The organism is Amycolatopsis sp. NPDC089917, from assembly GCF_040684635.1.
Classification (GTDB): Bacteria; Actinomycetota; Actinomycetes; order Mycobacteriales; family Pseudonocardiaceae; genus Amycolatopsis.
Window position 1 is genome coordinate 85,496 of sequence record NZ_JBFBGL010000011.1, and the last position, 25,587, is coordinate 111,082.

General features: G+C 69.8%; 28 protein-coding genes and 1 pseudogene. 12 read left to right on the forward strand and 17 right to left on the reverse strand.

Going from position 1 to position 25,587, the window contains the following annotated elements; genetic code table 11:
• Positions 1 to 217: 217 nt before the first annotated feature.
• Positions 218 to 859, reverse strand: coding sequence for a hemolysin III family protein (locus tag AB0N89_RS11025; RefSeq protein ID WP_364203256.1), 642 nt, complete (start codon positions 857 to 859; stop codon positions 218 to 220).
• A 131-nt stretch (positions 860 to 990) separates the two neighbouring features.
• Between AB0N89_RS11025 and AB0N89_RS11030 the strand changes: the two genes are divergently transcribed.
• Positions 991 to 1,767 (forward strand): isoprenyl transferase, encoded by a 777-nt coding sequence (locus AB0N89_RS11030; protein WP_037306485.1) that lies wholly within the window; start codon positions 991 to 993, stop codon positions 1,765 to 1,767.
• Positions 1,768 to 1,827: 60 nt separating this feature from the next.
• Here the strand turns inward: AB0N89_RS11030 and AB0N89_RS11035 are convergent, their stop codons facing one another.
• Entirely contained in the window at positions 1,828 to 2,076 is a 249-nt protein-coding gene (locus AB0N89_RS11035) for a hypothetical protein (protein ID WP_364203062.1), read from the reverse strand.
• 727 nt (positions 2,077 to 2,803) lie between these two features.
• Between AB0N89_RS11035 and AB0N89_RS11040 the strand changes: the two genes are divergently transcribed.
• Entirely contained in the window at positions 2,804 to 4,090 is a 1,287-nt protein-coding gene (locus tag AB0N89_RS11040) for a PhoH family protein (RefSeq protein WP_364203259.1), read from the forward strand.
• A 28-nt stretch (positions 4,091 to 4,118) separates the two neighbouring features.
• Here the strand turns inward: AB0N89_RS11040 and AB0N89_RS11045 are convergent, their stop codons facing one another.
• On the reverse strand, positions 4,119 to 5,150 hold the full coding sequence (locus tag AB0N89_RS11045) for a glycosyltransferase family A protein (protein WP_364203065.1): 1,032 nt from the start codon (positions 5,148 to 5,150) through the stop codon (positions 4,119 to 4,121).
• 32 nt (positions 5,151 to 5,182) lie between these two features.
• A complete protein-coding gene (locus tag AB0N89_RS11050) occupies positions 5,183 to 6,622 on the reverse strand; it encodes a GuaB1 family IMP dehydrogenase-related protein (RefSeq protein WP_364203068.1) in 1,440 nt (479 codons plus the stop codon).
• 35 nt (positions 6,623 to 6,657) lie between these two features.
• Here AB0N89_RS11050 and AB0N89_RS11055 point away from each other — a divergent pair, with 35 nt between their 5' ends.
• On the forward strand, positions 6,658 to 7,128 hold the full coding sequence (locus tag AB0N89_RS11055; protein WP_364203071.1) for a DUF309 domain-containing protein: 471 nt from the start codon (positions 6,658 to 6,660) through the stop codon (positions 7,126 to 7,128).
• Here AB0N89_RS11055 and AB0N89_RS11060 read toward each other — a convergent pair.
• Positions 7,114 to 7,518 (reverse strand): helix-turn-helix domain-containing protein, encoded by a 405-nt coding sequence (locus AB0N89_RS11060; protein ID WP_364203073.1) that lies wholly within the window; start codon positions 7,516 to 7,518, stop codon positions 7,114 to 7,116. The two genes, AB0N89_RS11055 and AB0N89_RS11060, sit on opposite strands and share 15 nt — an antisense overlap.
• Between AB0N89_RS11060 and AB0N89_RS11065 the strand changes: the two genes are divergently transcribed.
• Positions 7,510 to 7,884, forward strand: coding sequence for a DUF4440 domain-containing protein (locus tag AB0N89_RS11065; RefSeq protein WP_364203076.1), 375 nt, complete (start codon positions 7,510 to 7,512; stop codon positions 7,882 to 7,884). The two genes, AB0N89_RS11060 and AB0N89_RS11065, sit on opposite strands and share 9 nt — an antisense overlap.
• Before the next feature lie 74 nt (positions 7,885 to 7,958).
• Complete coding sequence (locus AB0N89_RS11070) at positions 7,959 to 9,188, forward strand: NADH:flavin oxidoreductase/NADH oxidase family protein (RefSeq protein ID WP_364203079.1); 1,230 nt, start codon at positions 7,959 to 7,961, stop codon at positions 9,186 to 9,188.
• Here AB0N89_RS11070 and AB0N89_RS11075 read toward each other — a convergent pair.
• Complete coding sequence (locus AB0N89_RS11075; protein ID WP_364203082.1) at positions 9,132 to 9,833, reverse strand: Pr6Pr family membrane protein; 702 nt, start codon at positions 9,831 to 9,833, stop codon at positions 9,132 to 9,134. The two genes, AB0N89_RS11070 and AB0N89_RS11075, sit on opposite strands and share 57 nt — an antisense overlap.
• Before the next feature lie 118 nt (positions 9,834 to 9,951).
• Here AB0N89_RS11075 and AB0N89_RS11080 point away from each other — a divergent pair, with 118 nt between their 5' ends.
• From AB0N89_RS11080 to AB0N89_RS11090, 3 genes are all read left to right on the forward strand, one after another.
• Positions 9,952 to 10,767: an NBR1-Ig-like domain-containing protein gene (locus tag AB0N89_RS11080; protein WP_364203085.1), complete on the forward strand. Its 816-nt coding sequence runs from the start codon at positions 9,952 to 9,954 to the stop codon at positions 10,765 to 10,767.
• 87 nt (positions 10,768 to 10,854) lie between these two features.
• Positions 10,855 to 11,289 carry a hypothetical protein gene (locus tag AB0N89_RS11085; RefSeq protein WP_364203087.1) on the forward strand — a complete coding sequence of 145 codons (435 nt, stop codon included), beginning with the start codon at positions 10,855 to 10,857 and terminating at the stop codon, positions 11,287 to 11,289.
• Entirely contained in the window at positions 11,286 to 11,663 is a 378-nt protein-coding gene (locus tag AB0N89_RS11090) for a hypothetical protein (protein WP_364203090.1), read from the forward strand. The genes AB0N89_RS11085 and AB0N89_RS11090 overlap by 4 nt, the downstream gene beginning before the upstream one ends.
• 64 nt (positions 11,664 to 11,727) lie before the next feature.
• Here AB0N89_RS11090 and AB0N89_RS11095 read toward each other — a convergent pair whose 3' ends face one another.
• Both AB0N89_RS11095 and AB0N89_RS11100 read right to left on the reverse strand, forming a co-directional pair.
• Positions 11,728 to 13,239: an ATP-dependent DNA ligase gene (locus tag AB0N89_RS11095; protein WP_364203093.1), complete on the reverse strand. Its 1,512-nt coding sequence runs from the start codon at positions 13,237 to 13,239 to the stop codon at positions 11,728 to 11,730.
• Between the two features lie 47 nt (positions 13,240 to 13,286).
• Complete coding sequence (locus AB0N89_RS11100; protein ID WP_364203095.1) at positions 13,287 to 14,129, reverse strand: helix-turn-helix transcriptional regulator; 843 nt, start codon at positions 14,127 to 14,129, stop codon at positions 13,287 to 13,289.
• A gap of 216 nt (positions 14,130 to 14,345) precedes the next feature.
• Here AB0N89_RS11100 and AB0N89_RS11105 point away from each other — a divergent pair.
• A pseudogene (locus tag AB0N89_RS11105) lies at positions 14,346 to 15,176 on the forward strand (DMT family transporter); the annotation flags it as partial.
• Here the strand turns inward: AB0N89_RS11105 and AB0N89_RS11110 are convergent.
• Positions 15,174 to 15,677, reverse strand: coding sequence for an SRPBCC family protein (locus tag AB0N89_RS11110; RefSeq protein ID WP_364203098.1), 504 nt, complete (start codon positions 15,675 to 15,677; stop codon positions 15,174 to 15,176). The pseudogene AB0N89_RS11105 and the gene AB0N89_RS11110 overlap by 3 nt on opposite strands.
• Here AB0N89_RS11110 and AB0N89_RS11115 point away from each other — a divergent pair.
• Positions 15,676 to 16,257 carry a TetR/AcrR family transcriptional regulator gene (locus AB0N89_RS11115; RefSeq protein WP_364203100.1) on the forward strand — a complete coding sequence of 194 codons (582 nt, stop codon included), beginning with the start codon at positions 15,676 to 15,678 and terminating at the stop codon, positions 16,255 to 16,257. The two genes, AB0N89_RS11110 and AB0N89_RS11115, sit on opposite strands and share 2 nt — an antisense overlap.
• Here AB0N89_RS11115 and AB0N89_RS11120 read toward each other — a convergent pair.
• Positions 16,254 to 17,651 carry a class II fumarate hydratase gene (locus AB0N89_RS11120; protein WP_364203102.1) on the reverse strand — a complete coding sequence of 466 codons (1,398 nt, stop codon included), beginning with the start codon at positions 17,649 to 17,651 and terminating at the stop codon, positions 16,254 to 16,256. The genes AB0N89_RS11115 and AB0N89_RS11120 overlap by 4 nt on opposite strands.
• Positions 17,652 to 17,764: 113 nt before the next feature.
• Here AB0N89_RS11120 and AB0N89_RS11125 point away from each other — a divergent pair, with 113 nt between their 5' ends.
• On the forward strand, positions 17,765 to 18,754 hold the full coding sequence (locus tag AB0N89_RS11125; RefSeq protein ID WP_364203104.1) for an NAD(P)/FAD-dependent oxidoreductase: 990 nt from the start codon (positions 17,765 to 17,767) through the stop codon (positions 18,752 to 18,754).
• 4 nt (positions 18,755 to 18,758) lie between these two features.
• On the opposite strand, the gene AB0N89_RS11130 is transcribed toward AB0N89_RS11125, so the two are convergent.
• The 6 genes from AB0N89_RS11130 to AB0N89_RS11155 all read right to left on the reverse strand — a co-directional run bounded on the left by AB0N89_RS11130 (position 18,759) and on the right by AB0N89_RS11155 (position 23,241).
• On the reverse strand, positions 18,759 to 19,523 hold the full coding sequence (locus AB0N89_RS11130; RefSeq protein WP_364203107.1) for a serine protease: 765 nt from the start codon (positions 19,521 to 19,523) through the stop codon (positions 18,759 to 18,761).
• A gap of 9 nt (positions 19,524 to 19,532) precedes the next feature.
• Positions 19,533 to 20,603, reverse strand: a complete 1,071-nt coding sequence (glpX, locus tag AB0N89_RS11135; RefSeq protein WP_364203110.1) for a class II fructose-bisphosphatase — start codon at positions 20,601 to 20,603, stop codon at positions 19,533 to 19,535.
• Between the two features lie 85 nt (positions 20,604 to 20,688).
• Positions 20,689 to 20,922 carry an exodeoxyribonuclease VII small subunit gene (locus AB0N89_RS11140; protein ID WP_184895456.1) on the reverse strand — a complete coding sequence of 78 codons (234 nt, stop codon included), beginning with the start codon at positions 20,920 to 20,922 and terminating at the stop codon, positions 20,689 to 20,691.
• The gene (locus AB0N89_RS11145) at positions 20,919 to 21,320 is read right to left on the reverse strand and encodes a hypothetical protein (RefSeq protein ID WP_364203114.1); all 402 of its coding nucleotides are present in this window, start codon (positions 21,318 to 21,320) and stop codon (positions 20,919 to 20,921) included. The genes AB0N89_RS11140 and AB0N89_RS11145 overlap by 4 nt, the downstream gene beginning before the upstream one ends.
• Positions 21,317 to 22,579: an exodeoxyribonuclease VII large subunit gene (gene xseA / locus AB0N89_RS11150; RefSeq protein ID WP_364203117.1), complete on the reverse strand. Its 1,263-nt coding sequence runs from the start codon at positions 22,577 to 22,579 to the stop codon at positions 21,317 to 21,319. The genes AB0N89_RS11145 and xseA overlap by 4 nt, the downstream gene beginning before the upstream one ends.
• Positions 22,576 to 23,241 carry a lipid droplet-associated protein gene (locus AB0N89_RS11155; protein ID WP_364203119.1) on the reverse strand — a complete coding sequence of 222 codons (666 nt, stop codon included), beginning with the start codon at positions 23,239 to 23,241 and terminating at the stop codon, positions 22,576 to 22,578. The genes xseA and AB0N89_RS11155 overlap by 4 nt, the downstream gene beginning before the upstream one ends.
• 151 nt (positions 23,242 to 23,392) lie before the next feature.
• Here AB0N89_RS11155 and AB0N89_RS11160 point away from each other — a divergent pair, with 151 nt between their 5' ends.
• Positions 23,393 to 24,406 (forward strand): 4-hydroxy-3-methylbut-2-enyl diphosphate reductase, encoded by a 1,014-nt coding sequence (locus AB0N89_RS11160; RefSeq protein ID WP_364203122.1) that lies wholly within the window; start codon positions 23,393 to 23,395, stop codon positions 24,404 to 24,406.
• Positions 24,407 to 24,494: 88 nt separating this feature from the next.
• Here the strand turns inward: AB0N89_RS11160 and AB0N89_RS11165 are convergent, their stop codons facing one another.
• Positions 24,495 to 25,373: a DUF6542 domain-containing protein gene (locus AB0N89_RS11165; protein ID WP_364203124.1), complete on the reverse strand. Its 879-nt coding sequence runs from the start codon at positions 25,371 to 25,373 to the stop codon at positions 24,495 to 24,497.
• Positions 25,374 to 25,587: the final 214 nt, after the last annotated feature.

Below are 25,587 nucleotides of genomic sequence, written 5' to 3' on the forward strand. Positions count from 1 at the left end.
CCATCGCCGTCTCACTGATGTGAGTGTGCCCGGGCGGCGGCCTGGTCGCGGATGACTCGTTCATGGTTGTCCTGACGGGCTGCCGCTCCGGTGGGTGTGAATCTGGCCAATGCGGTCGACGGCTTCTTCGGGAGCCTGAGAAAGGACCAGGCCGTGACCAGGCAGCGTGACGGCCTGGCGACGGCCTGGGAGAGATCCAGAAGGCTTGAGCCTCCAGCTAGGCGTACATCGCCAGCCAGATCGCGATGTAGTGCGACACGGCGGCCAGCACCGTGCAAGCGTGGAAGTACTCGTGGTACCCGAAGGTGTCCGGGAAGTGGTTCGGCCACTTGACGGCGTAGAACACCGCGCCCAGTGTGTAGAACAGCCCGCCCACGCAGAGCAGCACGAGCGCCGCGATGCCGGCGTGCGCGCCCAGTTCGGGCAGGACGAAGACGGCGACCCAGCCCAGTGCGATGTAGATCGGCACGCCCAGCCAGCGCGGCGCGTTCGGCCACAGCATCTTCAGGGTGACGCCGCCGATCGCGCCGCCCCAGACGATGGCCAGCACGATGTACCCGGTCGGCTGGGACATCGCCAGAAGGGTGAACGGCGTGTAAGTGCCCGCGATGAACAGGAAGATCATCGAATGGTCGGCGCGCTTCATCCATTCGTATGCTCGTGGGCTCCACAAGCGACGGTGATAGAGCGCGCTGACGCCGAAGACGCCGAGCACGGTCAGGCCGTAGACCGAAGTGGACAAAGCGGCGATACCCGACACGGTGGACGCCGCGAGGCTGATGAGGGCCGCAGCTCCGGCGACAGCGCCGAAGAAGGACCAGAAGTGGATGTGCCCCCGCAAGCGAGGACGCGTGTCCACCAAGGGCGTGGGGCCGGACGGCTGGGGTTCGGTCGCTACGCTCACTCACCCAGGTTACGGCACCGTAGGTTTTTCGCCAGTGTCCGTGGCGCGTCCCACTGGGGCTCGCGGGGTGACTACTCTCCACTGGCGTGAGTCTTCGGTCCTTCTTGTCAGACGTCGTGTACAGCGCCTACGGCAGGCGCCTGATCCAGCAGGCCAAGGGGCGCCATCCACGCCACATCGCCATCATGCTGGACGGGAACCGCCGCTGGGCGCGCGAAGCGGGCTTCACCGACGTCGCCGACGGCCACCGCGCCGGCGCCAAGAAGATCGCGGACTTCCTGAGCTGGTGCAACGAGGCCGACGTCGAGGTCGTCACCATGTGGCTGCTCTCGACCGACAACCTCGGCCGCGCGGCCGAGGAACTGAGCCCGTTGCTGAAGATCATCACCGACGTCACCGACGAACTCGCCGCGCCGCACACCCCCTGGCGGCTCCGCATCGTGGGAGCCCTCGACCTGCTGCCGCCGGAGGTCGCGAAGGCCCTCAGCGCGGCAGCGGAACGCACCGAAGGGCGTTCCGGGATGGAGGTCAACGTCGCGGTCGGTTACGGAGGGCGTCAGGAGATCGCCGACGCGGTCCGCAAACTCCTGCTCCAGCACGCCGACGAGGGCACCTCGATCCGCGAGCTCGCGAAGATCCTGGACGTCGACCATATTTCCGAACACATGTACACCTCGGGTCAGCCGGATCCGGATCTGATTATCCGCACCTCGGGTGAGCAGCGGCTTTCCGGATTTCTGCTCTGGCAATCGGCGCATTCGGAATTCTGGTTCACCGAAGCTTATTGGCCCGCATTCCGCCGGGTCGATTTTCTCCGCGCCATGCGCGATTACGCGTGGCGGCACCGGCGCTTCGGTTCCTGACCCCGTGCATGACGAAGGCCCCGGAGTGCACTTCCGGGGCCTTCGACGTCCAGGCTTGGATCAGCGGTGGTGGTGCTCCAGCGAGTGGGCCACCAGCGACGGGGTCAGGACGACACCCGTGTAGGCGCCGGCGACCAGCGAGGCGGCACCGTAGCCGAGCGCGCCACCGCCCTCGATGAACGTCGCGTAGGCGTCGCCGAACGTCGGGTCCGGGGTGCCGGTGGTGTCGCCGGTGGCGGCGAACGCGGTCCCGCCGACCATCATGATGCCCGCGGCGACGGCGGAAACGAAACCAGCCTTCTTCAGCACTTCGCACTCCTAAGTAGAGATATTCAGGGGGTCGGGGGCACCGAATCCGGTGGGGGTGTCCCGCAGTGAGAAAATTACTCGCTATTCAGGCTCTGTGACCGTCCCGTAAGCCCATTGTGTGAGCCGAAAAAGGTTCATTTCACTCGGTCCGGTTCTCTGTCTCGGGCACAAAATGCGACCCGCTACCAAGCGTGGTAGAACCCTCGCTCCCATCAGGTGAACGCCCTCTGTCGCGCTAATCCATCCGGGTCACGTCGACGAGCGTCCCTGAATGGTGATCATCACTACGCAGGGTGATGGTGACCAGGTGTTGATGTCACGCGACCGACAGTGAGATGACGGTTTGGCGAATCACCGTGGTGGCTGCCTGCGCGATCGGCCGGACGCAGGTACCTTCCGAAAGTGAGGGTTCGCGTCCCATGCGGACTCTCACGGGAGGCCCTGGTCGTGGCGGTTGTCGACAGGGCGGCACAGCCGCCCAGTGGATGCACGAGGGGGCCGGCACCCGGCCCTCGCGGCCGTGCCGACTGACGCGATAGGCGTCAGAAGGAGCGGTCAGCCAGGGAAGTGCCCGGCCCAGCGAGTGCGGGCGTGGTGCCACGCCCACGAGGGAGATGCCGTCGTGACTGCGCAGCGTTCACCCCGCAAGGCCTCTGGCCGTTCTTCGACCGGTGCCTCTGGCCCGGAGAAAGCCTCGATCTCGCCCGAATCCCAGCGGTCCACTTACGTGCTCGACACGTCGGTCCTGCTCTCTGACCCCTGGTCGGTGACCCGTTTCGCCGAACACGCGGTCGTGCTCCCGCTGGTCGTCATCAGTGAACTGGAGGCGAAACGACACCACCCCGAACTGGGGTGGTTCGCGCGCGAAGCGCTTCGCATGCTCGACGACCTGCGTCGTCAGCACGGCAGGCTCGACGCGCCGATCCCGATCGGTGAGCACGGCGGCACCCTGCAGGTGGAGTTGAACCACTCCGATCCCACGGTGCTCCCGGTCGGCTTCCGCACGGACTCCAACGACCACCGCATCCTCGCCTGCGCGCTCAACCTGGCGGCGGAACACGCGTCGGTCACGCTGGTGACGAAGGACATCCCCCTGCGGGTCAAGGCGGGTGCGGTCGGCCTGGAGGCCGACGAGTACCGCGCGCAGGAGGTGACGCCTTCGGGCTGGACGGGGATGGCGGATCTGGACGTCCCGCAGACCCTGATCGACGCGCTGTTCAGCGGGTCCTCCGTGGATCCGGCCGAGTTCGGGATGCCCGAGGTCGGCGAGATGCCCTGTCACACCGGCCTCAGGCTGCTCGCGGGCAGTTCGAGCGCGCTGGGCAGGGTCACCGCGGACAAGCGGATCCGGCTCGTGCGGGGTGACAAGGAGGCGTTCGGCCTGCACGGCCGGTCGGCCGAGCAGCGGGTGGCGCTGGATCTCCTGCTGGACTCCGACGTCGGCATCGTCTCGCTGGGCGGCCGCGCCGGAACCGGGAAGTCGGCGCTCGCGCTCTGCGCGGGGCTGGAGTCGGTGATGGAACGCCGCCAGCACCGCAAGGTCGTGGTCTTCCGGCCGGTGTACGCGGTCGGCGGCCAGGAACTGGGCTATCTGCCCGGTTCCGAGAGCGAGAAGATGCAGCCTTGGGCGCAGGCGGTGTTCGACACCCTCGGCGGGCTGGTCAGCCAGGACGTCCTCGACGAGGTGTTCGACCGCGGCATGCTTGAGGTGCTCCCGCTGACCCACATCCGCGGCCGGTCGCTGCACGACACGTTCGTCATCGTCGACGAGGCGCAGTCCTTGGAGCGCAACGTGCTCCTGACCGTGCTTTCGCGACTCGGCACGGCCTCGCGGGTCGTGCTCACGCATGACGTCGCGCAGCGCGACAACCTGCGGGTCGGCAGGCACGACGGCGTCTCCGCGGTGATCGAGAAGCTCAAGGGTCACCCGCTGTTCGCGCACGTGACGCTGACCCGGTCCGAGCGTTCGCCGATCGCGGCGCTCGTCACCGAGATGCTGGAGGACCACGGATAGCCGATCGGGGAGTCCTCTTGGGACAGTCCTAAGAGGACTCCCCGTGCTTCCTGCACACCGCGGTGAAATCGGCGTCATGAGTGGGACCGTGGGAAAGGCGGTTCGGCGCCGCGGTGGAATAGAAACAGGAGATCGCCGGGACGACGAGCGGGTCGCGTTCGGCGGTGAGGCTCAGCAGGAGATCCCAGTCGTCCATTTCGACCAGTGACTCGTCGAAGCGGGCTTCTTCGAGTCCGGCGCGATGGGCGACCGCGCCGGTGTCGGCGAGGTTCTCCTTGAGCAGGGCATCGCGGCTGTACGGTTTGAACAACAGGCGCGGCAGCCCTTCGACGTCGTCGATGACGTACCCGCCGTACGCGACGGCGACCTCCGGGTGCTCGCCGAAAGCCCACGCCAAAGCCTTGAGCCACAAGGGATGCATGGTGTTGTCGTCGTCGAGGTAGGCGACGACGTCGCCGGTCGCTTCGGCCAGGGCCGCGTTGCGCGCGGCGCTGACCCTGTGGTGCGCCACGCGGATCGTGCGGATCCGCGGATCGTCGAGGGCGGCGAGGACCTTGGGCGTGGAGTCCGAACTGGCGTCGTCGACGACGATCAGTTCCCAGTTCCCGTACCGCTGCGCCCTGACCGACGCGATCGCGCGGGGCAGCAGCGCGGCGCGATCGTGGGTCGGCAGCACGACGGAGATCTTCGGAGTGGCGGCGAGTTCCAGCGGGTCGAGCCACTGGGTGAAGACCTGGACGGCGCGGGCGGCCTCGAGTTGCCCTGTCCGGAGGTGAAGACCTTCGAAGGCGGCGTCATGGCTTTCGAGCCAGCCGTCGAGCGCTCCCTGTCGTGAGTCGAGGGCTTCCTGCCTGGCCTCGACGGTGGTGGTGCGCGCGTCGCCGTCCCGCAGTGCTCCGCCGTGATCTTCGATCCAGGCGGTGTGGTGCTCCAGCACCGCGCGCAAACGCTCGAGTTCCGCGGCCTGGTCCGCGAGCGTGGACCGCAGTCCGGCGATTTCCCCGTTTTCCGCGTGGCGGCGGTCCATCGCCGCCGCCACGATCCGTCTGAGGCGTCTCACCCGGTGCACCTTAGTGCTTCAGGTGCGCCGGATCACCAGCCCGATGGCAGCGGACGCCCTTCCGCGAAGCCGGCGGCCGACTGGATGCCGAGCAGCGCGCGCTCGTGGAACTCCTCCAGCGTCCGCGCGCCCGCGTACGTGCAGGCGGACCGGACGCCGGAGCCGATGGAGTCGAGCAGGTCCTCGACGCCGGGGCGGGCCGGGTCCAGCGCCATCCGCGACGCCGAGATGCCCTCTTCGAAAAGGCCCTTCTTGGCTCGCTCGAAGACGTTGTCCGTGCGCGTGCGGGCGCCGACGGCGCGCTTCGACGCCATGCCGAACGACTCCTTGTATGGCCTGCCCTGCTCGTCGTACCGCAGGTCGCCGGGGGATTCGTGGGTGCCGGCGAACCACGAGCCGACCATCGCCGCGGACGCGCCCGCGGCCAGCGCGAGCGCGACGTCGCGCGGATGCCGCACGCCGCCGTCCGCCCAGACGTGCTTGCCCAGTTCACGGGCCGCGGCGGCGCATTCGGCGACGGCGGAGAACTGCGGGCGGCCGACGCCGGTCATCATCCGCGTCGTGCACATGGCGCCGGGGCCGACGCCGACCTTGACGACGTCCGCGCCCGCGTGGATCAGGTCGCGCGTGCCCTCCGCGGTGACGACGTTCCCGGCGACCACCGGAACGCGCGGGCTGACCGACCGGACGGCCTTGAGCGCGGAGATCATCTTCTCCTGGTGGCCGTGCGCGGTGTCGACGACCAGCACGTCGACGCCCGCCGCGAGGACGGCCTCTGCCTTCGCCGCGACGTCGCCGTTCACGCCGATCGCGGCGGCGACCCGCAGGTTCCCGCCGTCGTCGACGGCCGGGGCGTAGATCTCCGCGCGCAGCGCCGCGATCTCGGTGAGGACGCCCGCGAGCCTGCCGTTCTCGTCGATGCCGAGCGCGAGACGGCCGCCGTGGTCGTGCAGGCGCTCGAACACCTCACGCGGCGGCGTGCCGAGCGGGACCGTGACGAGCGCGGGTTCCGCGACGTCGCCGAGCCGCGCGAAGCGGTCGACACCGGCGCAGGCCGCTTCGTCGACGACGCCGACCGGCTTGCCGTCCTCGTCCACCACGACGACGGCGCCGTGGGCGCGTTTGCCGACCAGGTTCAGCGCGTCGGCCACCGCGTCGCCGCCGGTCAGCACGAGCGGGGTGTCCCACACGGTGTGACGGCTCTTGACCCAGCTGACGATTTCGGTGACCGCGGTCGCGTCGACGTCCTGCGGCAGGACCACGAGCCCGCCGCGCCGGGCGACCGTCTCGGCCATCCGCCGACCGGCGACGGCGGTCATGTTCGCCACCACGATCGGGATCGTCGCGCCGGTGCCGTCCACAGTGGACAGATCGACGTCGAAGCGGGACTCCACGTCCGAACGGTTCGGCAACAGGAACACGTCGTCGTAGGTCAGGTCGTGAGCGGGCCGGTGCCCGTCGAGAAAGCGCACGAGTCACCAGGATACCCGCGTGGGACACTGTCGGCATGACCGACCGGGACCGTGACGAAGACGGACGAGCCCGCAACGCACGCCCTCGGGACGGTCTCGGCAGGCCGCTCCCGTATGGCGCCGACGGGGTCGAACGGCAGCCCGAGGGCATCGAACGCAGCCCCGAGGACACCATCGCTGAGGCCCAGCGCCTGCTCGACGCGGGGCGTCCGTTCCACGCTCACGAGGTGTTCGAGGACGCGTGGAAGGCGACCGACGGGCCGGAGCGGGAGCTGTGGCGCGGCCTCGCGCAGCTCGCCGTGGGCCTGACCCACGCGGCCAGGGGGAACGGGAACGGCGCGGCGTCGCTGCTGGAGCGCGGCGCGGGCACCATCGAGCCGTTCCGCGAGGCGCGGCCGCACGGGATCGACGTCCCGGGGCTGCAGGCCTGGGCGCGGGAGATGGCCGACGAGGTCAAGGTGCGCGTGCGGGTGGAGCCGGCCGCGCCCCGGTTACTGGGCCAGTAGGGCCGAGCCCGACCGGTACAGCTCGATCAGCAGCGGCCGCAGGGCCCGGCCCGCCGGGGTGAGCCGGTAGCTCGTGCGGCTCGGGAAACCCGGTAGTTCCTCGCGGACGGCGAGGCGTCGCGCGGTCAGGTCGCCGAGGCGTTCCGTCAGCACCTTCGCCGACAGCTCGGGCAAGGCCGCGCGAAGGTCGCCGAAGGACCGGGCGCCGCCCATCAGTTCGCGGAGCACCAGCGTCGTCCAGCGGCCCGAGATCGCGGCGAGCGCGACTTCGACGGGGCAGCCCGGCTCCGGTCGCCGAGTACGCCCGCGGGCGTCCGGGACGAGTTCGCCGTCGAAGGTTTCCGTTTGGTGACCTGCTTCGCGGTCGGTTTCGCTGTCCGCATGACGCATTTCTCCAGTGTGCCTTTGACGGCGGACCCCGCCGAGCATCCCTTCGTCTTCGAAGCCGCCTTCAACACCGGATCGGCCGAAGTCCTCGACACGGTCTACGAGGCGGACGCCGTGTTCGTCCGCCGGGACGGCGTGCAGGTGAGAGGTGCGGAACGCCGGGCCGCGAACGGCGGGATCCTCGCGCTCGGGCAGCCGATCAAGGTCATGCCGCGCCAGGTGCGCGTGGCCGGTGACCTGGCGCTGCTGATCGTCGACTGGGTCATCGAGGGGCATCTCGCGGCGACGGCCACCGACGTCGCGCGACGCGGTGAGGACGGGCTCTGGCGCTACGTGATCGACAATCCTTTCGGCGTCGCCGCACCTTGAGTACTCGACATACCGCGAGTATGTTACTTCAAGTAGGGATACTGACCAGTAGGTAGTGGCGGGAGGAAACGCGGATGAGCGAGCCCAAGGAACTGCTGGCCGAACCGCTGGAACTGCGGTGCGGCGCGGTCCTGCCGAACCGGCTGGCCAAGGCCGCGCTGAGCGAGCAGCTCGGCGACCGCCGCAACCGGCCGACCACCGAACTGGCCGAGCTGTACCGGACGTGGTCCCGGGGCGGTGCCGGGACGCTGATCACCGGGAACGTCATGGTCGATCCGACGGCGCTCGGCGAACCGCGCAACGTCGCGGTTCCCCGGGAGCCGGACGCGACCGAGTTCAAGCAATGGGCGCGGTCGGCCGACGGGACCGAGACCCGGTTGTGGGTCCAGCTCAACCATCCCGGCAGGCAGAGTCCCCGGTTCCTCTCCCGCCAGCCGGTCGCGCCGTCGGCGGTGCCCTTCGGCGACCGCGGCATCCGTTCGGTGTTCGCGACGCCCCGGGCGCTGACCGTCGACGAGATCGAGGCGATCATCGATCGGTTCGGCGTCGCCGCGCGAACCGTCGTCGAGGCGGGCTTCACCGGAGTCCAGATCCACGGCGCGCACGGCTACCTCGTCTCGCAGTTCCTTTCGCCGCTGACCAACCAGCGCACCGACGGCTGGGGCGGCGACGCTCTCCGGCGGCGCCGGTTCCTGCTCGAAGTCGTCGCCCGGGTGCGCGCCGAGGTCGGCGACAGCGTGCCGATCGCGGTCAAGCTCAACAGCGCGGACTTCCAGCGCGGCGGCTTCAGCGAGGAGGACTCGCTCGAAGTCGTCCGCGAGCTGGGCGAAGCGGGCATCGACCTGCTCGAAGTCTCCGGCGGCACCTACGAGAAGGCCGCGATGATGGGCTCCGCCAAGGCGAGCACGGTCAGCCGCGAGGCCTACTTCCTCGACTACGCGGCCAAGGCGCGGCAGGTCACCGACGTCGCGCTGATGGTCACGGGCGGTTTCACCAGCCCGGCGGGCATGGCGGACGCGCTGCGATCCGGCGCGCTCGACGTCATCGGTCTCGGCAGGCCGCTGGTCGTCGACCCGGCGCTGCCCGGCCGCCTGCTGGGCGGGGAGGACGTCCGCGCGCGGCGCACCGCCCCTAAGACCGGGATCCGGCTGGCCGACAGCCTGCTCGAAATCCAGTGGCACACCCAGCAGATGCATCGCGTGGCCGCCGGGAAACCGGTGGACCCGCGGCTCGGCGCGGTGCGGACGCTAGTACGTGCCGGCGTCGCGGATCCGCTCAACGCTTTCCGCCGGGTCCGGGGCTAGGTAGTCGTCCGGTTCGTCGCGGCGCCGGAAGGTGCGGTCGAAGCCGACCGCGGCCGCCGCGAGGCCGATGAACAGCAGGCCGATCAGCACGCAGTTGAAAGCGACACCGCCGTAGCCGTTGATGCCCGGATCGACGAACGGGTACGGGTAGAACCCGATGATCGCGCCGCGCACCAGCGTGACCGCGAGCCAGGCCAGCGGGTACACCAGCGACCACCACATGACCCGCCACGACAGCTGCCCGCGCGGGCCGAACAGCAGCCAGCCCGCGACGCACATCAGCGGCGACACCTTGTGCAGCATCGTGTCGGCGAACTGGGCCCAGCCGTGCAGTTCGTAGAGGTCGGCGAGCGCCACCTGGAAGACGACGCCGGTCACGATGATCCCGACGAGGCCGGTGAGCCGCAGTACCCCGAACAGGGTCGACCGGCCGGCGACGCCGAGCGCGAGCAGCAGGCTGCCGACGCCGACCAGGACGTTCGAGTCGATGGTGAAGAAGGCCAGCAGGTTGGCCACCCGCCCGGCCGGGGTCTGGAAGGTGCCGCCTTCGGTGCCCGCCGAGACCGGGACCTGCGCGGCGAGGCCGGCGATCACCACCAGCGCGGTCACGCCGAACCAGGCGCGCGCGATCTTGGAAGCCTGCATTCTGCCTACTTTATGGGTGATCATGCCGCGACGTCCCGTCACCACCGGGCGTCGCCACTCGATCGGGGGCGGGACGCCGCCGGGCCTTCCCGGCCAGTGGGTCATATCGTGGGAAATGATGGACGTCGAGCGGAGGCCCGGACGCCGCGGGCGGGTCGCGCGGGGACCGGCTGAGGACAGCGGGCCCGTCGCCGCGTTCGCGCGACGGCTGTGGGAGCTGAAACGCGCCGCCGGAGACCCGTCCTACGACCGGATGCGCGACGAGTACGGCGCGCTCGCCTCCAAGTCGGCGCTTTCGGCCGCCGCTCGCGGGGAGCGTCTGCCCAGCTGGGAGACGTCCTGGGAGTTCGTCCGCGTGCTGGCTGCCGGGGTGCTCGGCGGGGACGAGGACGAGGTCCGTCACGAATGGCGCGGTGAATGGGAACGCGCGCGGGACGCGCTGACCGCCGGTGTGGCGCCCGAACCGGCTCCGGAGCGATCGCGGCGGACGGCGTTCGTCCTCGCCGGGGCGGTCGCGCTCGTGCTCGTCGCGGCACTGGTGTTCGTGTTCACCGCTCCGTTCGGTTCCGAGCCCGCCGCTCCGGCGGGCGACGCGTCGGAATTCGTCTCCGACGTCACCGTGCCCGACGGCAGTGAGGTCGCGGCCGGATCGACCTTCGTGAAGACGTGGGAGTTCCGGAACGCGGGAACGGTCGGATGGGTCGGCCGCTATCTGGTCCGCGCCGGCTCGTTCGGGAAGCCGGGCGAATGCGGCACGCCGGAACGCGTTCCCGTGCCGCAGACCGCGCCGGGTGAGCATGTGCGCGTCTCGGTCGAAGTGCACGCGCCCGACCGTCCCGGACATTGCCAGGTGTACTGGAAGATGGCCGACGAACAAGGCCACATCCTGTTGCCGAACACCCGTGCCGTGTTCTTCTCGGTCCGCGTCCTTTGACCTTCGGGGCCGATGGCCAAAGCGCTGACCTGCGTGGACATTGTCCCGGCGGCCATGGCCATTTCGCGGTCGTGAATCGCTTTCCGAGTGCCCTCGGACACCTTTAACGTCATCGGCGTCCGGGAATTCCGGATGGGGATTTTCCGAAACACTCTCACATTATTCGCGGAAAGGGAATCCATGCGTCCGTACGTCAAGGTCGCCGCACTGGCCGGGGCCACGCTCACCGTGGCACTCCTGCCGGTCACCGCCGCACAGGCGGCTCCGGCGCCCGCTTCGGGCAGTGATCCGATCATTACCTGCGAATCCGGTTATCACGGCTGGATGCGCCGGGCCGGAAAGGACGCGATCTGCCTGAAGCCGGGCACTCGCACCTGGGACGTCAAGGTCTTCGAATGCGCCGGGGATCTGACGGTGCATTTCAAGAACGGCGAGAAGGCCTATTGCGGGGGAAACATGAAGATCGGCCTCGATCTGGCCGTCCAGTCCACTGTCGTCAAGACCGTTGTGGGGAACCGATGAACAAGAAACTGCTCGCCGTCGTCCCGGTCGCGCTGGCCGGCACCCTGCTGATGGCACCGTCCGCTTCGGCGGCGTCGAAGGTCTGTGAGGGCGGGCCGCTGATGGGCGCGTCGACCAAGGTCGTCGAGGTGAGCGCGGGGCAGAGCATCGACATCACCGTGCACAACCACGACTACCGGGGAATGCTCGTCCAGATCATCGACGACACCTTCGACAAGGGCCTCTGGAGCGGGGGCATCGCACCGGGCAAGGAGCACACGGTGAAGCACGGCGTGCTCGGGGAGCCGCCGGTGTATCACAAGATCCGCTTCGAGGTGACCTCCAACCTCTCGAACAACTACACCTACAAGATCTCTTCGGACCGCTGCTACTGATGCGCTTCGTCCTCTGAACGCGGTCCTTGCGCGCGCAACTACCGCATTCAGAGGACGAAAGGCGCTAGGGCTTCAAGAGACCGCGGACGGTGTCGATGGTGTCGGCGTCCGCGGCCTCTTTGTCCGGCCGGTAGCGCACGACCCGCGCGAAGCGCAGCGCGAGCCCGCCCGGATATCGCGTGCTCACCTGGGCCCCGTCGAGTTCGATTTCGACGACGATCTCCGGACGGACGTGCACCGCCCAGTCCGTGCGATGGGTCTCGATCTCCTGGAACGTCTTCGTCTGCCAGGACAACAGCTCGTCCGTCATGCCCTTGAACGTCTTGCCGACCATGATCGGCGGTCCGCCGTCGGGGTCGCGCGCGCCGAGATGCAGGTTCGACAGCGTGCCGGTGCGCCTGCCGTGCCCCCATTCCGCGGCGAGCACGATCAGGTCGATCGTGTGCACCGGTTTCACCTTGAGCCACGCGCGCCCGCGACGGCCCGCCGCGTACGTCGACGCGAGGTCCTTGACCATCACGCCCTCGTGCCCGGCGGCCATCGCCGCTTCCAGCACTTCGGCGGCGGACGACGGCGTGATCTCACCGGGGATGACGTGCTCTCCGGCGACCTTCCGCAGCGCGGCGTTCCGTTCGGACAGCGGCGCGTCCAGCAGGTCGGTACCGTCGAGGTGCAGGCAGTCGAAGAAATACGGCCGCAGCAGCAGCGCCTTGACCTGCTCCTCACGCGTGCTGCCGAACCGGCTCATCGTCTCTTGGAACGGCCTCGGCCTGCCGTCGTCGGTCAGGGCGAGCGTCTCCCCGTCGAGCACCACGGACGTGCACGGCAGTGAGCGCACGAGGTCGACCAGTTCGCCGACACTGCCGGTGATCTCCCGCAGCGTCCGGGTGTAGACGTGCACTTCTTCGCCGTCGCGGTGGACCTGGATCCGCGCACCGTCCATTTTGTACTCGACCAGCGCCTCGGCGTGCTCGGTGACCGCCTCTTCCAGCGACTCCGCCGGGGACGCCAGCATCGGCCGGATCGGCCTGCCCAAGGCCAGCTTGAACTCCGCCAGCCGCTCCCGGCCGCCGGTCATCGCCGCGAGACCCGTCACCGGCAGCTGCCCGGACAGCATGAACGCCCGCCGGACCTCCTCGGCCGGGATCTCGGCCGCCGCCGCGACGGCGTCCAGCATGATCCCTTCGAGCGCGCCCTGCCGCAGCTCGCCGGTGAGCAGCCGGAACAGGAACTCCTGCTCGTCCTTCGTCATCCTGGTGAACAACGCCCGCAGCGTGTCCGCGCGCAGCTTCACCGACCCCGGACCGGACGCCGCCCCCACCGTGCCGAGCGCCGTGTCGACCTCGGCGACGGTCAACGACGGCTCGGCGGCCGGGGCCGCGTTCAGCTCGGCCAGCGTCCGCCAGCCGGTGCCGATGCGGCCCTGCGTCGGCTGCCCGGTGAGGAACGCGACGACCGCGGGAAGCTCCGGCTCGTCCGCGGCACGCAGCAGCGCGGCCAGGGTGGCGATCTTCGCCTTCCTGGACCTCGTGGCGGCCAGTTCGGCCGACGCGGTCACCACCGCGGTGAGCAACATGGGGTCCATCATGGACCCGGGGACCGACAGTTTCCCGCCGAACGGGTTCAGGCGTGCGCGGGATCGGCGACCCAGCTGGCGAGCAGGCCGAGCGCCCGCTCGCTGTCGGAGCCGGGTTCGGCGGTGTAGATCACCAGGGCCTGGTCCGGATCGTCGGGCAGCCGCAGCGTCTCGTAGCGCAGCCGCAGCTCACCCACGATCGGGTTGATCATCGCCTTCCACGAGTGCGCCTTTTCGCGCACGGCGTGCTTCGCCCACAGCTTCCGGAACTCCTCGCTGCCGAGGGAGAGCTCGCCGACGAGCTGGGCGAGGTACGGGTCGTCCGGGTACTTCCCGCTCTCGGCGCGGAGGTTCGCCACGACCTCCTTCGCCACGGTTTCCCATTCCGGGTGCAACTCGCGGGCGTGCTCGTCGAGGAAGAACATCTTCGGGATGTTGCGCTCGCCGGGAGGCCTGGTCCCGAAGTCGAAGGACAGCGCGCCGCCGAGCGGGTTCCAGGCCAGCACGTCCAGATAGCGGCCGAAGACGAACGCAGGCGACTGGATCGCGTTCAGCATCTGCTGGAGTTCCGGCCGGACCCGCTGCGCCCGCGGCCGCGCGACGCGTTTGCGTTTCGGGGCGGCCAGATTGCGCAGGTACGTCTCCTCGTCACGGTGCAGCCGCAGTGCCCGGCTCAGCGATTCGAGGACGGAATCGGACACGTTGCGCGCCCGGCCCTGTTCCAGCCGCGTGTAGTAGTCGACGCTGATCCCGGCCAGCTGCGCGAGCTCCTCGCGCCGCAACCCGGCGACCCGCCGCTGGTTGAAGCCGGTCGGGAGGCCGAGGTCGGCCGGATCCAGCGCGGCCCTGCGTGCCTTGAGGAAGTCGCCCAGTTCGGCCGTCTCGGTCATGTCGACGAGTATCCCGGAGCCCGCTTGGCCGTGCCTGGTCCTGCTGAGACCAGGCACGGGTCCGGCTGGCCGTGGAGCCGCTGTTCCGTGAAGGACTCCTTGAGGGACCCAGAGTCCCTCAAGGAGTCCTTCACGGACTTCCGGTGGCTTATGGTCCAGTCGGGGAGGGTGGTTCTGGCTCTGTGCTCAGGGCCAAATCGCCGACATCGTGGAGGCATGGACAGCGAACGAAGAGGCGTGACGCTCGGCGTGCTGGGGGTGCTGATCGTCGGGGCGTCGGTGCCGGTGACGGGAATGCTCGACGACTACCCGGTGATCACTGGCCAGGCGCTTCGCTACGCGCTGGCGGGAGCGCTCCTTCTCGCGTGGGCGCGGCTGCGCGGACAGCCGATGCCACGACCGGGCCGGCGCGACTGGCCGGCGTTGATCGCCATCGCGGCGACCGGGATGATCGGGTTCCAGGCATGCCTGCTGTTCGCGCAGCGCTACGCCGAACCGGGTGTGGTCGCCGCCTTCCTCGGCGGCACGCCGCTGGTGCTCGCCCTCGCCGGTCCGCTGGCCAGGGGAAAGCGGCCGTCGTGGGCGCCGGTGGCCGGGGCGGTGCTCGCCGGGCTCGGGATCGCGGTGCTGTCCGGCGGCGGGGCCGCGCGCTGGCAGGGGCTGGTGCTCGCGGCGCTGGCGATGGTGTGCGAAGCGCTGTTCACCTTGCTCGCCGTCGGCGTACTCGAGAGGCTCGGTCCGCTGGCGACCGCGACCTGGAGTTGTTGTGCCGCGGGCGCCGGTGGCGCGGTGGTCGGCACGGTCGCCGACCCGTCCGGCGCCTGGGGGTGGCCGGACGGGCGTGAACTGATCGCGCTCGGCTATCTGACGGTCGTCGTCACCGCGATCGCGTTTCTACTTTGGTATTCGGCGGTTTCGGTGCTGGGCGCGGATCGGGCCGGGGTCCTGGTCGGGCTGATGCCGGTCTCCGGGCTGGTCGTCTCGCTCCTGCTGGGCATGCAGGATTTCCGGTTCTCCCAGCTGATCGGGGTCGCGCTGGTGTCCTCAGGCGTCGTGCTCGGCCTGCGCCGTCGCGAGCTCGGTGAGGCGGGCGCATTTGACGTCGAAGTGCTTGACGACGTCGCCGCCGATGACCGCGACCATGACCGCGCGCAGCGGCCCGGTGACCGTGATCTCCTGGACGAACTCCGTCCCGCCGCCGACCGCGCTCAGCCGCAGCGCGAGATCCATGGCGCCGAGCGGAATCGGCTGGCGGATGGCGATCTCGCGGTCCTGGACCAGGGACGTGATCGTGAACGGCTCGGCGACCCGTGAGTGCACGCGCCCGCGCACGGCCCCGGACGGCACGAGGAAACCGGTCGTCCCCACCGCCGCGGGGCCGTGCGGTTCGGCGCCGGTGAGGTCGGGATCCCAGCCGGGCCACCGGGTGACGTCGGCCAGCGACGGCCAGAGCGCGGACGGCGGGCAGGGGAGGGTCGCGCGGGAGATCCTGGTCCAGGTCATACCCGGACGATATACGGAACTGTCAGTCTCGTAAACTGACTCCATGGCGAGAGGCAGGCCGAGAGAAGAAGGAATCGACGACGCGGTCCGCGAGGCCGTGCGGGCGTCGCTGACCGAAGCCGGTTACCAGCGCTGCACGATCGACGCGGTCGCGGCGCGGGCGGGCGTCGGCAAGGCCGCGGTGTACCGGCGATGGCGGTCGAAGGCGGAACTCGTGTTCGCCGCGGTGATCCACCCTGTCGACCTCGACCCGCCGGAGGACACCGGAACGCTGCGGGGTGACGTGGCCGCGGTTCTCGAAGTAATCCAGTCCTCTTTGGACAGTGTGGAGCTGCGGCAGGCGCTGCCGTCGCTGCTCGCCGACGTCCGGGCGGATCCGGTGCTGGAAAAGCGGTTCGGCGAGGTCTTCCTCGGGCGTGAACGCGAATACCTGGTCCTGATGCTGGAAAGGGCCGTCGCGAGAGGGGAACTCTCGCGACGGCCCGATCCGGCTCTCGTGCACGCGATCCTGCTCGGCCCGGTGCTGACGTGGCTGCACCTGTTCACCGAGAAGCCGCCTTCGGGTGGGCTCGCGGCTTCGCTCGCCTCACCGCTCCACACGGCCGTGGTCGCTCTCGGCGCTTAGCGGCCTCCGCGTGCCATGCGGAGCACGTCGAGGGCTTCGTCCAGCTGGGCTTCGGTGAGCTTGCCGTTCGCGACGTGACCGCGTTCGATCACGACCTCCCGGATCGTCTTCAGCTCCTTGAGGGCCAGCTTCGCGATGGCCGCGGCCTCTTCGTAGCCGATGTACTTGTTCAGCGGCGTCACGATCGACGGCGAACCCTCGGCGTACTCGCGCGCGCGGTCGGCGTTCACCGTCACGCCCGCGAACACCTTGTCCGCCAGCAGCCGCGACACCGCCGCGAGCAGCCGCGCGGATTCGAGCACGTTGCGCGCGATCACCGGCAGGTTCACGTTGAGCTGGAAATTGCCCGCCGCGCCCGCGAAGGCGACCGCCGCGTCGTTCCCGATCACCTGGGCGACCACCTGCAGCGTCGCCTCCGGGATCACCGGGTTCACCTTGCCCGGCATGATCGACGAACCCGGCTGCAGGTCCGGCAGAGCCAGTTCGGCGAGCCCGGTGCGCGGACCGGAGCCCAGCCAGCGCAGGTCGTTCGCGATCTTGTTCAGCGACACCGCGACCGTGCGCAGATGCCCGGACGTCTCGACGACGCTGTCCTGCGTCGCCTGCGCCTCGAAGTGGTCACGCGCCTCGGTCAGCGGGAGCCCGGTCACCGAGGCCAGCTCCCGCGAAACGGCCGCGCCGAAACCTTCGGGCGCGTTCAGCCCGGAGCCGACCGCGGTCCCGCCGATCGGCAGTTCGCCGAGCCGCGGCAGGCCCGATTTCAGCCGCTCGACCCCGAACCGGACCTGCGACGCCCACGCGCCCGCCTCCTGGCCGAAGGTGATCGGCACGGCGTCCATCAGGTGCGTGCGGCCGGATTTCACGATGTCCGCCCATTCGCCCGCCCGCGTCTCGATGGCGGCGGCCAGGTACTCCAGGGCCGGGATCACGTCGGACAGCACGGCTTCCGTCGCGGCGACGTGGATCGTCGTCGGGAAGGTGTCGTTCGAGGACTGCGAAGCGTTGACGTGGTCGTTCGGGTGCACGTCGCGGCCCAGCGCTTTCGACGCGAGCGTCGCGATGACCTCGTTGGCGTTCATGTTCGACGAGGTCCCGGAACCGGTCTGGAACACGTCGATCGGGAAATGCGCGTCGTGCTTGCCCTCGGCGACCTCGTCGGCGGCCTTCGCGATGGCCTCGGCGACGTCGGCGTCCAGCACGCCGAGCTTCGCGTTGACCCGCGCGGCGGCGGCCTTCAGCAGGCCGAGCGCGCGGATCTGGGTGCGCTCCAGGCCCCGGCCGGAGATCGGGAAGTTCTCGACGGCGCGCTGCGTCTGCGCGCGGTAGAGGGCGTCGACGGGGACGCGCACCTCGCCCATGGTGTCGTGTTCGATCCGGAATTCCTGTTCAGCCATACCTCAAGTCTCGCGCAGCGGCTCCCGGCGCGCTCCGTGTCTTTCGGCACGCGAGGGCTAGGATCGAATGTGTTCTCGATCACGCCCCCCACCACCGTCCGGGAGAGTGCCGAATGAGCGAGTCCGCTGGGGAAACGTCGTACGACCTCGTCATCATCGGGGCCGGTCCGACGGGTCTTTTCGCCGCCTACTACGCGGGATTCCGCGGTCTTTCGATGGCCGTCGTGGATTCACTGCCGGAGGCAGGCGGACAGGTCACCGCGATGTACCCCGAAAAGATGATCTACGACGTCGGCGGGTTCGCCGAGGTCCGCGGCCGCGATCTGGTGCAGGGCCTGCTCGACCAGGCCGCGCCGTGGAAACCCGCGTATCTGCTCGGGCGCAAGGCCGAGAAACTCGAAAGTGTCGAAGACGGTGTCACCATCACGCTCGACGGCGGTCAGGTCCTGCGCGCCGGCGCGGTGCTGATCACCGCCGGGATCGGCGAGTTCACCCCGCGTCCGCTGCCCGCCGGCGACGGCTGGCTCGGCCGCGGCATGGTCCATTTCGTGCCCGCGTTGCGGGCGCACGCCGGGCAGCACGTGGTCGTCGTCGGCGGCGGGGACTCGGCGTTCGACTGGGTGCTCGCCCTGCATCCGGTCGCCGCGAGCGTCACCCTCGTGCACCGGCGCGCGAAGTTCCGCGCGGCCGAGTCGATCGTGCGGCAGGCGAGGGAACTCGGCGTGCGGATCGTCACCGACGCCGAGGTCACCCGGTTCCTCGACAGCGACGGCGCGCTGGCGGAGGTCGAGATCCGGATCAAGGGCGCCGAGCCCGAAATGCTGAAGGCCGACACGGTGGTCGCCGCGCTCGGGTTCACCGCGGATCTCGGGCCGATCGAAAGCTGGGGCCTCCAGATCGACCACCGCGCGATCGCCGTCGATTCGACCATGGCGACGCCGCGGGACCGGGTCTACGCGGCGGGCGACGTCGCGGCGTATCCGGGGAAGGTGAAGCTGATCGCGACCGGGTTCGGGGAAGCGGCGACGGCGGTCAACAACATCGCGGTCATGCTGGATCCGGACGCGCATCTGTTCCCCGGGCATTCGAGCAACGCCGAATAGCGCGTCAGGCCGGAGGCGCGATCTTCTCCTCGATCCACTGCGCGTAGGCCACCACCGAAGTCGCGATCGACGGCGAAGTCGCGCACACCGGGTCGGCGTTGCCCGGGCGGCTGATCGTGCCCAGCAGCACCCACTTCTCGTCCACTTTGGCGATCTCCGGCCCGCCGGAATCGCCATAGCACGAGCCCGATTTCCCGCCGGGGTTGTCGGTGCACAGTTCGACGGCGCCGTCGAACTTCGCGGTGCAGCGCACGCCCTCGACGATCTTCGTGTCGAGTTGCTGGAGCTTCGCCGGGCCCTTGCCGCAGCCCGAGGTCGGGCACGTCTGGCCCCAGCCGAGCAGCCGGGTCGGCGTACCCGGCGCCACGGCCGCGCCGAGCGTGACCGGCGCCGTCTTCACCGGCGCGGCCAGCCGCACCAGGGCGACATCGCCGCCCGCGTGCTCGGGATCGGGGTTGTAGGACGGGTTCACGACGACCTCGGCGGGTTTCGCGATCTCGCCGCCCTGGGTGTTGTCGTTGCTGCCGATCCGCGCGCTCAGGTTCGCCGGGTTCTTGCCCTCGACGCAGTGCCCCGCCGTCACGAGCCAGTTCGCGGCGATCAGCGCCCCGGCGCAGAAAGCCTTGCCGGAGGCCGAATGCAGTGACGCGATGAACGGATACGGCTCGTCGGCCTCTCTGCCGCCGACGAGGTCGCCCGCGCCCGTGGCCTGCCCGACCGGCGTGAAGACCATCGCCGCGAGCAGGACCACGAGCACGCGCTTGAGCACGGATTCTCCTTAGGGGAGCGGGGGAACTACGTCGATTTCCAGTGAATCGTCGAGGTGCCCGTCGAAGTTGACGGACGAGTACGAGCGGAGCTTGGTCAGCCGGTGGTAGCCGTCGATCATCCGGACCGTGCCGGACTTCGACCGCATCACGATCGACTGGGTGGTCGCGCCGCCCGCGCGGTAGTGCACGCCGCGCAGCAGGTCGCCGTCGGTGACGCCGGTGGCGCAGAAGAACACGTTGTCGCCGCGGACGAGGTCGTCGTTGCCGAGCACGCGGTCGAGGTCGTGGCCCGCGGCGATCGCCTTCGCGCGCTCCTCCTCGTCCTTCGGCCACAGGCGGCCCTGCAGCTCGCCGCCGAGGCACTTCATCGCGCAGGCCGCGATGATGCCCTCGGGGGTGCCGCCGATGCCGAGCAGCATGTCGACGCCGGTGCTCGGCCGGGCCGCGGCGATCGCGCCGGCGACGTCACCGTCGGAGATGAACCGGATCCGGGCGCCCGCCTCGCGGACCTCCTTGATCAGCTGTTCGTGCCGCGGCCTGTCGAGGATGCACACGGTGACGTCGGAGACGCTGGAGTTCTTGGCCTTCGCGACCCGGCGGATGTTCTCCGCGACCGGGGCGGCCAGGTCGACCTTGCCCGCGGCGTCCGGGCCGACGGCGAGCTTCTCCATGTAGAACACCGCGGACGGGTCGAACATCGCGCCGCGTTCGGCGACCGCGAGCACGGCCAGCGCGTTAGGCATGCCCTTGGCCATCAGGGTCGTCCCGTCGACCGGGTCGACCGCGACGTCGCAGTCCGGTCCGTCGCCGTTGCCGACCTCTTCCCCGTTGAACAGCATCGGGGCTTCGTCCTTCTCGCCTTCGCCGATGACGACGACGCCGCGCATCGACACGGTCGAGACCAGCTGGCGCATCGCGTCCACCGCGGCGCCGTCACCGCCGATCTTGTCCCCGCGCCCCACCCAGCGGCCCGCGGCCATCGCGGCGGCTTCGGTCACGCGGACCAGTTCCATCGCGAGGTTGCGGTCGGGCGCTTCACGGCGTCGGGAAGAGCTGGCGGACGAGGTGGGGGTGGGCATGCGGCCTCCCGGGTCAGGGAACTCGGCGGGGTCCCAGTCTCTCAGATACCCGCGGCGGTTCGGTGGCTCAGGAGCATGGTGAACGTCACTGACCGTTGCCGGGCTCGTCCTCGACCGACGACAGCGCGGCCTCGATGCGCTCACGGGCGCCTTCGAGGTGGTGTTCGCAGACCTTCGCCAGCTGCTCGCCCTTCTCCCACAGGGCCAGCGACTGTTCCAGGGACAGCCCACCCGCTTCGAGCTCGCGGACGACCTCCACCAGCCTGTCGCGGGCCTGCTCGTAGCCGAGTTCGGCGGTCTCGCCACCGGGTTTGCTCACGCTGTGCTTCCTTCTACCGGACGTCGGTGCTTGCCGATACCCGCGCACACTACCGCGCCGGCCATGGCGTTGTCGTAACCCACGAAGGCGAGAGCGAACTCCTGGCCGTCACCCTCCGCGATCGCCGCGACGAGGTTCTCCTGGGCCCGTGCCACCCGTCTCCGGTGCACGGTGCCGTCCGCGAACCACCATCGGGTGCCGACGTGCTCGGCGGTCGCTTCGGAGAGTTTGCGCAGCTGGGAGTCGAGGCCGCGTCTGCCGACGAGTTCGCAGCCCGCCAGCAGCACCGTCCAGCATTCGGCGGCGGCGCGTTCGGTCAGCAGCGCGTTGCGCAGCACTTCGGGCGCGCCGGCCCGTCTCGCGGCGTCGACGGTCAAAGGCAGGAAACTCGCCGTCAACGCTCCTCCTCCGGCGTACCCGACACGACGGCGCCGAGCGCGCCGTCGACCACGCGGACGCGCAGTTTCGCGCCGTCCACGACCTCGGAGACGGACCGGAGTACCTGGAGGTTGCCTTCGTCGTCGGTGTACTGCACCACCGCGTAGCCGCGTTCGAGGGTCGCCGCCGGACCGAGCGCGGTCAGCCGCGCGCGGGCGCTGGCGATCTCCGCCTGATCCTTGGCGAGCAGGGTGAGCATCGCGCGGCGGCCACGTTCGCGGTGGATCTCGACGTCGTCGGAACGCCGCTGGATCGGGCCGAGCGGGTCCGCGAGCACGGGGCGGCTGCGCGTCTGGGTCAGCAGCCGGACCTGGGTGTCGACCCAGCCGTGCAGGGCGCGGCGGCCGCGGTCGCGCATCTGGCGGACGCGCTGGGTCTCCTCGCGCACGTCGGGCACGATCCGCTTGCTGGCGTCGGTCGGCGTCGAGCAGCGGAGGTCGGCGACGTGGTCGAGCAGCGGGGTGTCGGGCTCGTGCCCGATGGCGCTGACCACCGGGGTCCCGGCCGCGGAGACGGCGCGGCACAGCGCCTCGTCGGAGAACGGCAGGAGGTCTTCCACACTGCCGCCGCCGCGCGCGATCACGATGACGTCGACGTCCGGGTCACGGTCCAGTTTGGACAGTGCCTGGAGGATCTGCGGGACGGCGAGCGAACCCTGCACGGCGGTGTTGATCACCTTGAACGCGACATGCGGCCAGCGGGCCTGCGCGTTCACCAGGACGTCGCGTTCGGCGGCGGACGCGCGGCCGGTGATCAGCCCGATTCCCTTGGGCAGGAACGGGATCTTGCGTTTGCGCTCGGGCGCGAACAGGCCCTCCGCGGCCAGCAGCCGCCGCAGCCGCTCGATCCGCGCGAGCAGCTCGCCGATGCCGACCGCGCGGATCTCGTTGGCACGCAGGCTGAACGAACCGCGGTTCATGAAGAACGTCGGTTTGGCGTGCACCACGACGCTCGCGCCTTCGCGCAGCGGCGGTTCGATCGTGCGCAGGAGACCCATCGGGCAGGTCACCGACATCGAGACGTCCGCCGACGGGTCGCGCAGGGTCAGGAACGCGGTATTGGTGCCGGGGCGGGCCGAGATCTGCGTGACCTGACCTTCGACCCAGACCACGCCGAGCCGGTTGATCCACTCGCCGACCTTGCGCGCGACCGTGCGGACCGGCCACGGATTCTCGGCAGACGTGGACGGACCCGCCGCGGAGGTGGGTTCGGCGCTCACTGGCCTTCCGCGCCGTCGCCGTCGGCCTTCTTCACGTTCCCGATGCGCCGCGCGAGCATGCCGACGAAGGACGGCCTGTCGGCGTTCGCCCGCTCGTAGGTCAGCAGTTCTTCCAGCTGCGCGAGGTCGAACCGGCGCAGCCGGGCACGCAGTTGCGGCAGGGTGAGCGTGTCGTAGTCCTCCAGCCCGGCGGGATTCGCGTCGACGGGCGCCGCTGAACTGTCGAACTCGCCGTCGGCGTGGTCCTCGGCGAGCGCGCGCTCCTCCTCGGCCCACGGGTCTTCGGCGAGCGCTTCGAGGTCGTGAAGGTGACCGTTCACCTCGGCGCGCGGTTCGGGGACCTCAGGGTTTTCGGTGTCCTCATGCAGCGGGATCACGCACGAGTCGCGTTCGTACCGGCGTTCGCCGAGGTCCGGCGGGAGATCTTCGTCGAAGGTGGCCCAGCTCGGGGCGTCCTCGACCGGGCGGAGGCCCGACAGCGCGTCGTCGCCCTTGATCGCGAGCTCGGTGACGTGCTGCTGGACGCGCATGGAGAACTGGAGCACCTGGCTGACCACCGTGACGGGGAGCCCGGTGAGCTGCTTGGGAAGTTCGCGAACCCGCTCGGCGGTGGTGACGGCGAGGCCCGCGGCGACCCGGAGGGGGAGCGGGAGAGGCTTCATACGTCTAGCCTGCCGTATCTGGTCCATCCTGCCCAACCGAACGGGTGTGTCGGCTCACAGGACGTGACTCCACGCACATACTTTCGAGGGGATCGCTGGTCACCTGAACGTGAGTGCGAGGAGCCCCCGGGGCAGCCCGTACCCTGGGGGCATGAGTTCTGCGAGTCCCGGAATCACGCCCGCCGGCAGTCCGACGATCACCGAGTCCGGTGTGCCGGCAGGTGGCAAACGTGTCCTGCTCGCCAAGCCTCGCGGCTATTGCGCGGGTGTCGACCGCGCGGTCATCGCCGTCGAAAAGGCACTCGAGCTCTACGGCGCACCCGTGTACGTGCGCAAGGAGATCGTGCACAACCGGCACGTCGTGGAGACCCTGCGCGAACGCGGGGTGATCTTCGTCGACGAGACCTCCGAGGTGCCGGAAGGCGAGCTGGTGGTGTTCTCCGCGCACGGCGTCTCGCCCGCGGTGCACGCCGAGGCGGCCGAGCGCAATCTGCGGACCATCGACGCGACCTGCCCGCTCGTGACGAAGGTGCACAAGGAAGTCAACCGGTTCGCGAAGGACGATTACGACATCCTGCTGATCGGCCACGAAGGCCACGAGGAAGTTGAAGGCACCGCCGGCGAGGCTCCCGACAAGGTGCAGCTCGTCGACACCGCCGAAGACGTCGACAAGGTCGAGATCCGCGACCCGTCGAAGGTCATCTGGCTCTCCCAGACCACCCTTTCGGTGGACGAGACCATGGAGCGCGTCGATCAGCTGCGGGACCGGTTCCCCGGCTTGGCCGACCCGCCCAGCGACGACATCTGCTACGCCACCACGAACCGCCAGGTCGCGGTCAAGGCCATGGCCGCCGAATGCGACCTGGTGCTGGTGGTCGGCTCGACGAACTCGTCCAACTCGAAGCGCCTGGTCGAGGTCGCGCTGAAGGCGGGGGCGCGCGCGTCGCACCTGGTCGACTTCGCGCACGAGGTCGACGAAGCGTGGCTCGAAGGTGTCGAGACCGTCGGCGTCACGAGCGGCGCTTCGGTGCCGGAGGTACTGGTCATGGACCTGCTGGCGTGGCTGGCTGAGCGTGGCTGGGGCAACGTCGACGAGGTCACCACGGCGAACGAGAAGATCGCTTTCGCGCTGCCGCACGAGCTGAGGAAGGCCGCGAAGGCCTGACTGTCTTCACGAGAAAGGGCTGCCCGGGGAAGTCCTCGGGCGGCCCTTTCTGCTGGTCAGTGGCTTACGTGGGAGCAAAGGTCCCTTGCTATCGCTCGTCGTCCCACGGGCGGCGGCGCGGCGGCTGCCCTCCGCGGCGCGGGTCGTCCGCACGCGGCGGACGGCGGCGCGGGGCGCCGGGGGCGCTTTCGCCACGCGGATCGCGGCGACGGGGATCGCCGTCTTCCGGCCGCGGGCGGCGCGGCTGACGTCCGGGAGGCGGAGGCTTGCGGGCGCCGGGCTCGGCGTCGCGACGGGGGCGTCGCTCGTCGTCGACAGGCGGGCGGCGACGGGGCGGCGCGCCTTCTCGCGGACCACCGCGACGCGAAGGCGGGGGCGGGGTCTGGCCGGTCCGGGACGCCGGAGGACGGCCACGGCCCGGTGCGGCGGCGGCCGCGGCACGGGCCACGGGCTTGGCGTCGTCACGGCGTTCCGGTTTGTCGCCCGCCTTGATCTTCACCGGGGCGTCGGGATCGCGTTCGCGGTAGATCCGGAAGATGCCGATCGCCAAGGTGACGCCGGTGGTGATGGCCATCGTCGGGAAGCCCTGGATCAGCGGCGTGGCGATGTCGAAGGCTCTCTCGAACAGGCCGGAGCCCGAGCTGTTGTCCGACGTCAGGAGGATGACTCCCGGGACGGTCACGGCGAGGACCAAGGGCGGCTGCACCATCGGGCCGAACAGCCCGCGGCGCTGGACGGCCGCCACGGCGACCACCGCGCCGAGCGCGTAACAGATCTTGAACAGCAGGCCCAGGTCCTTCTGCGTCATCATGTCGATGAAGGCGCCAAGGATGGCGAGCCCGAAGCCCACCAGGACGGCGGCCCACCAGGGCAGCCCGCGCCTGGCGCCAACGAGCGGACGCTCGTCCCAGGTTACGGGAACGTCGTCGGCATCAGGATCGCTCTGGCGATCGCGAATCGCGGTCACAGGCCCCACCGTATATCCAAGCTGAGGACAAACCGCCAACAGGCGGTATCTCTATCGCCTGGTAGTGGTCATTCCGGACCACCCGGACGGACTGCCCGGGGGCTTTCCAGAGGTACTACGGGTGGGGGTGCGACAAGGTTGTCACGCGGGCCGAAGCGGAGCCTCTGATTCCGGAAACCGCAGGTGGGGAACGTTCTGTCGTGGGTGGTTGGGA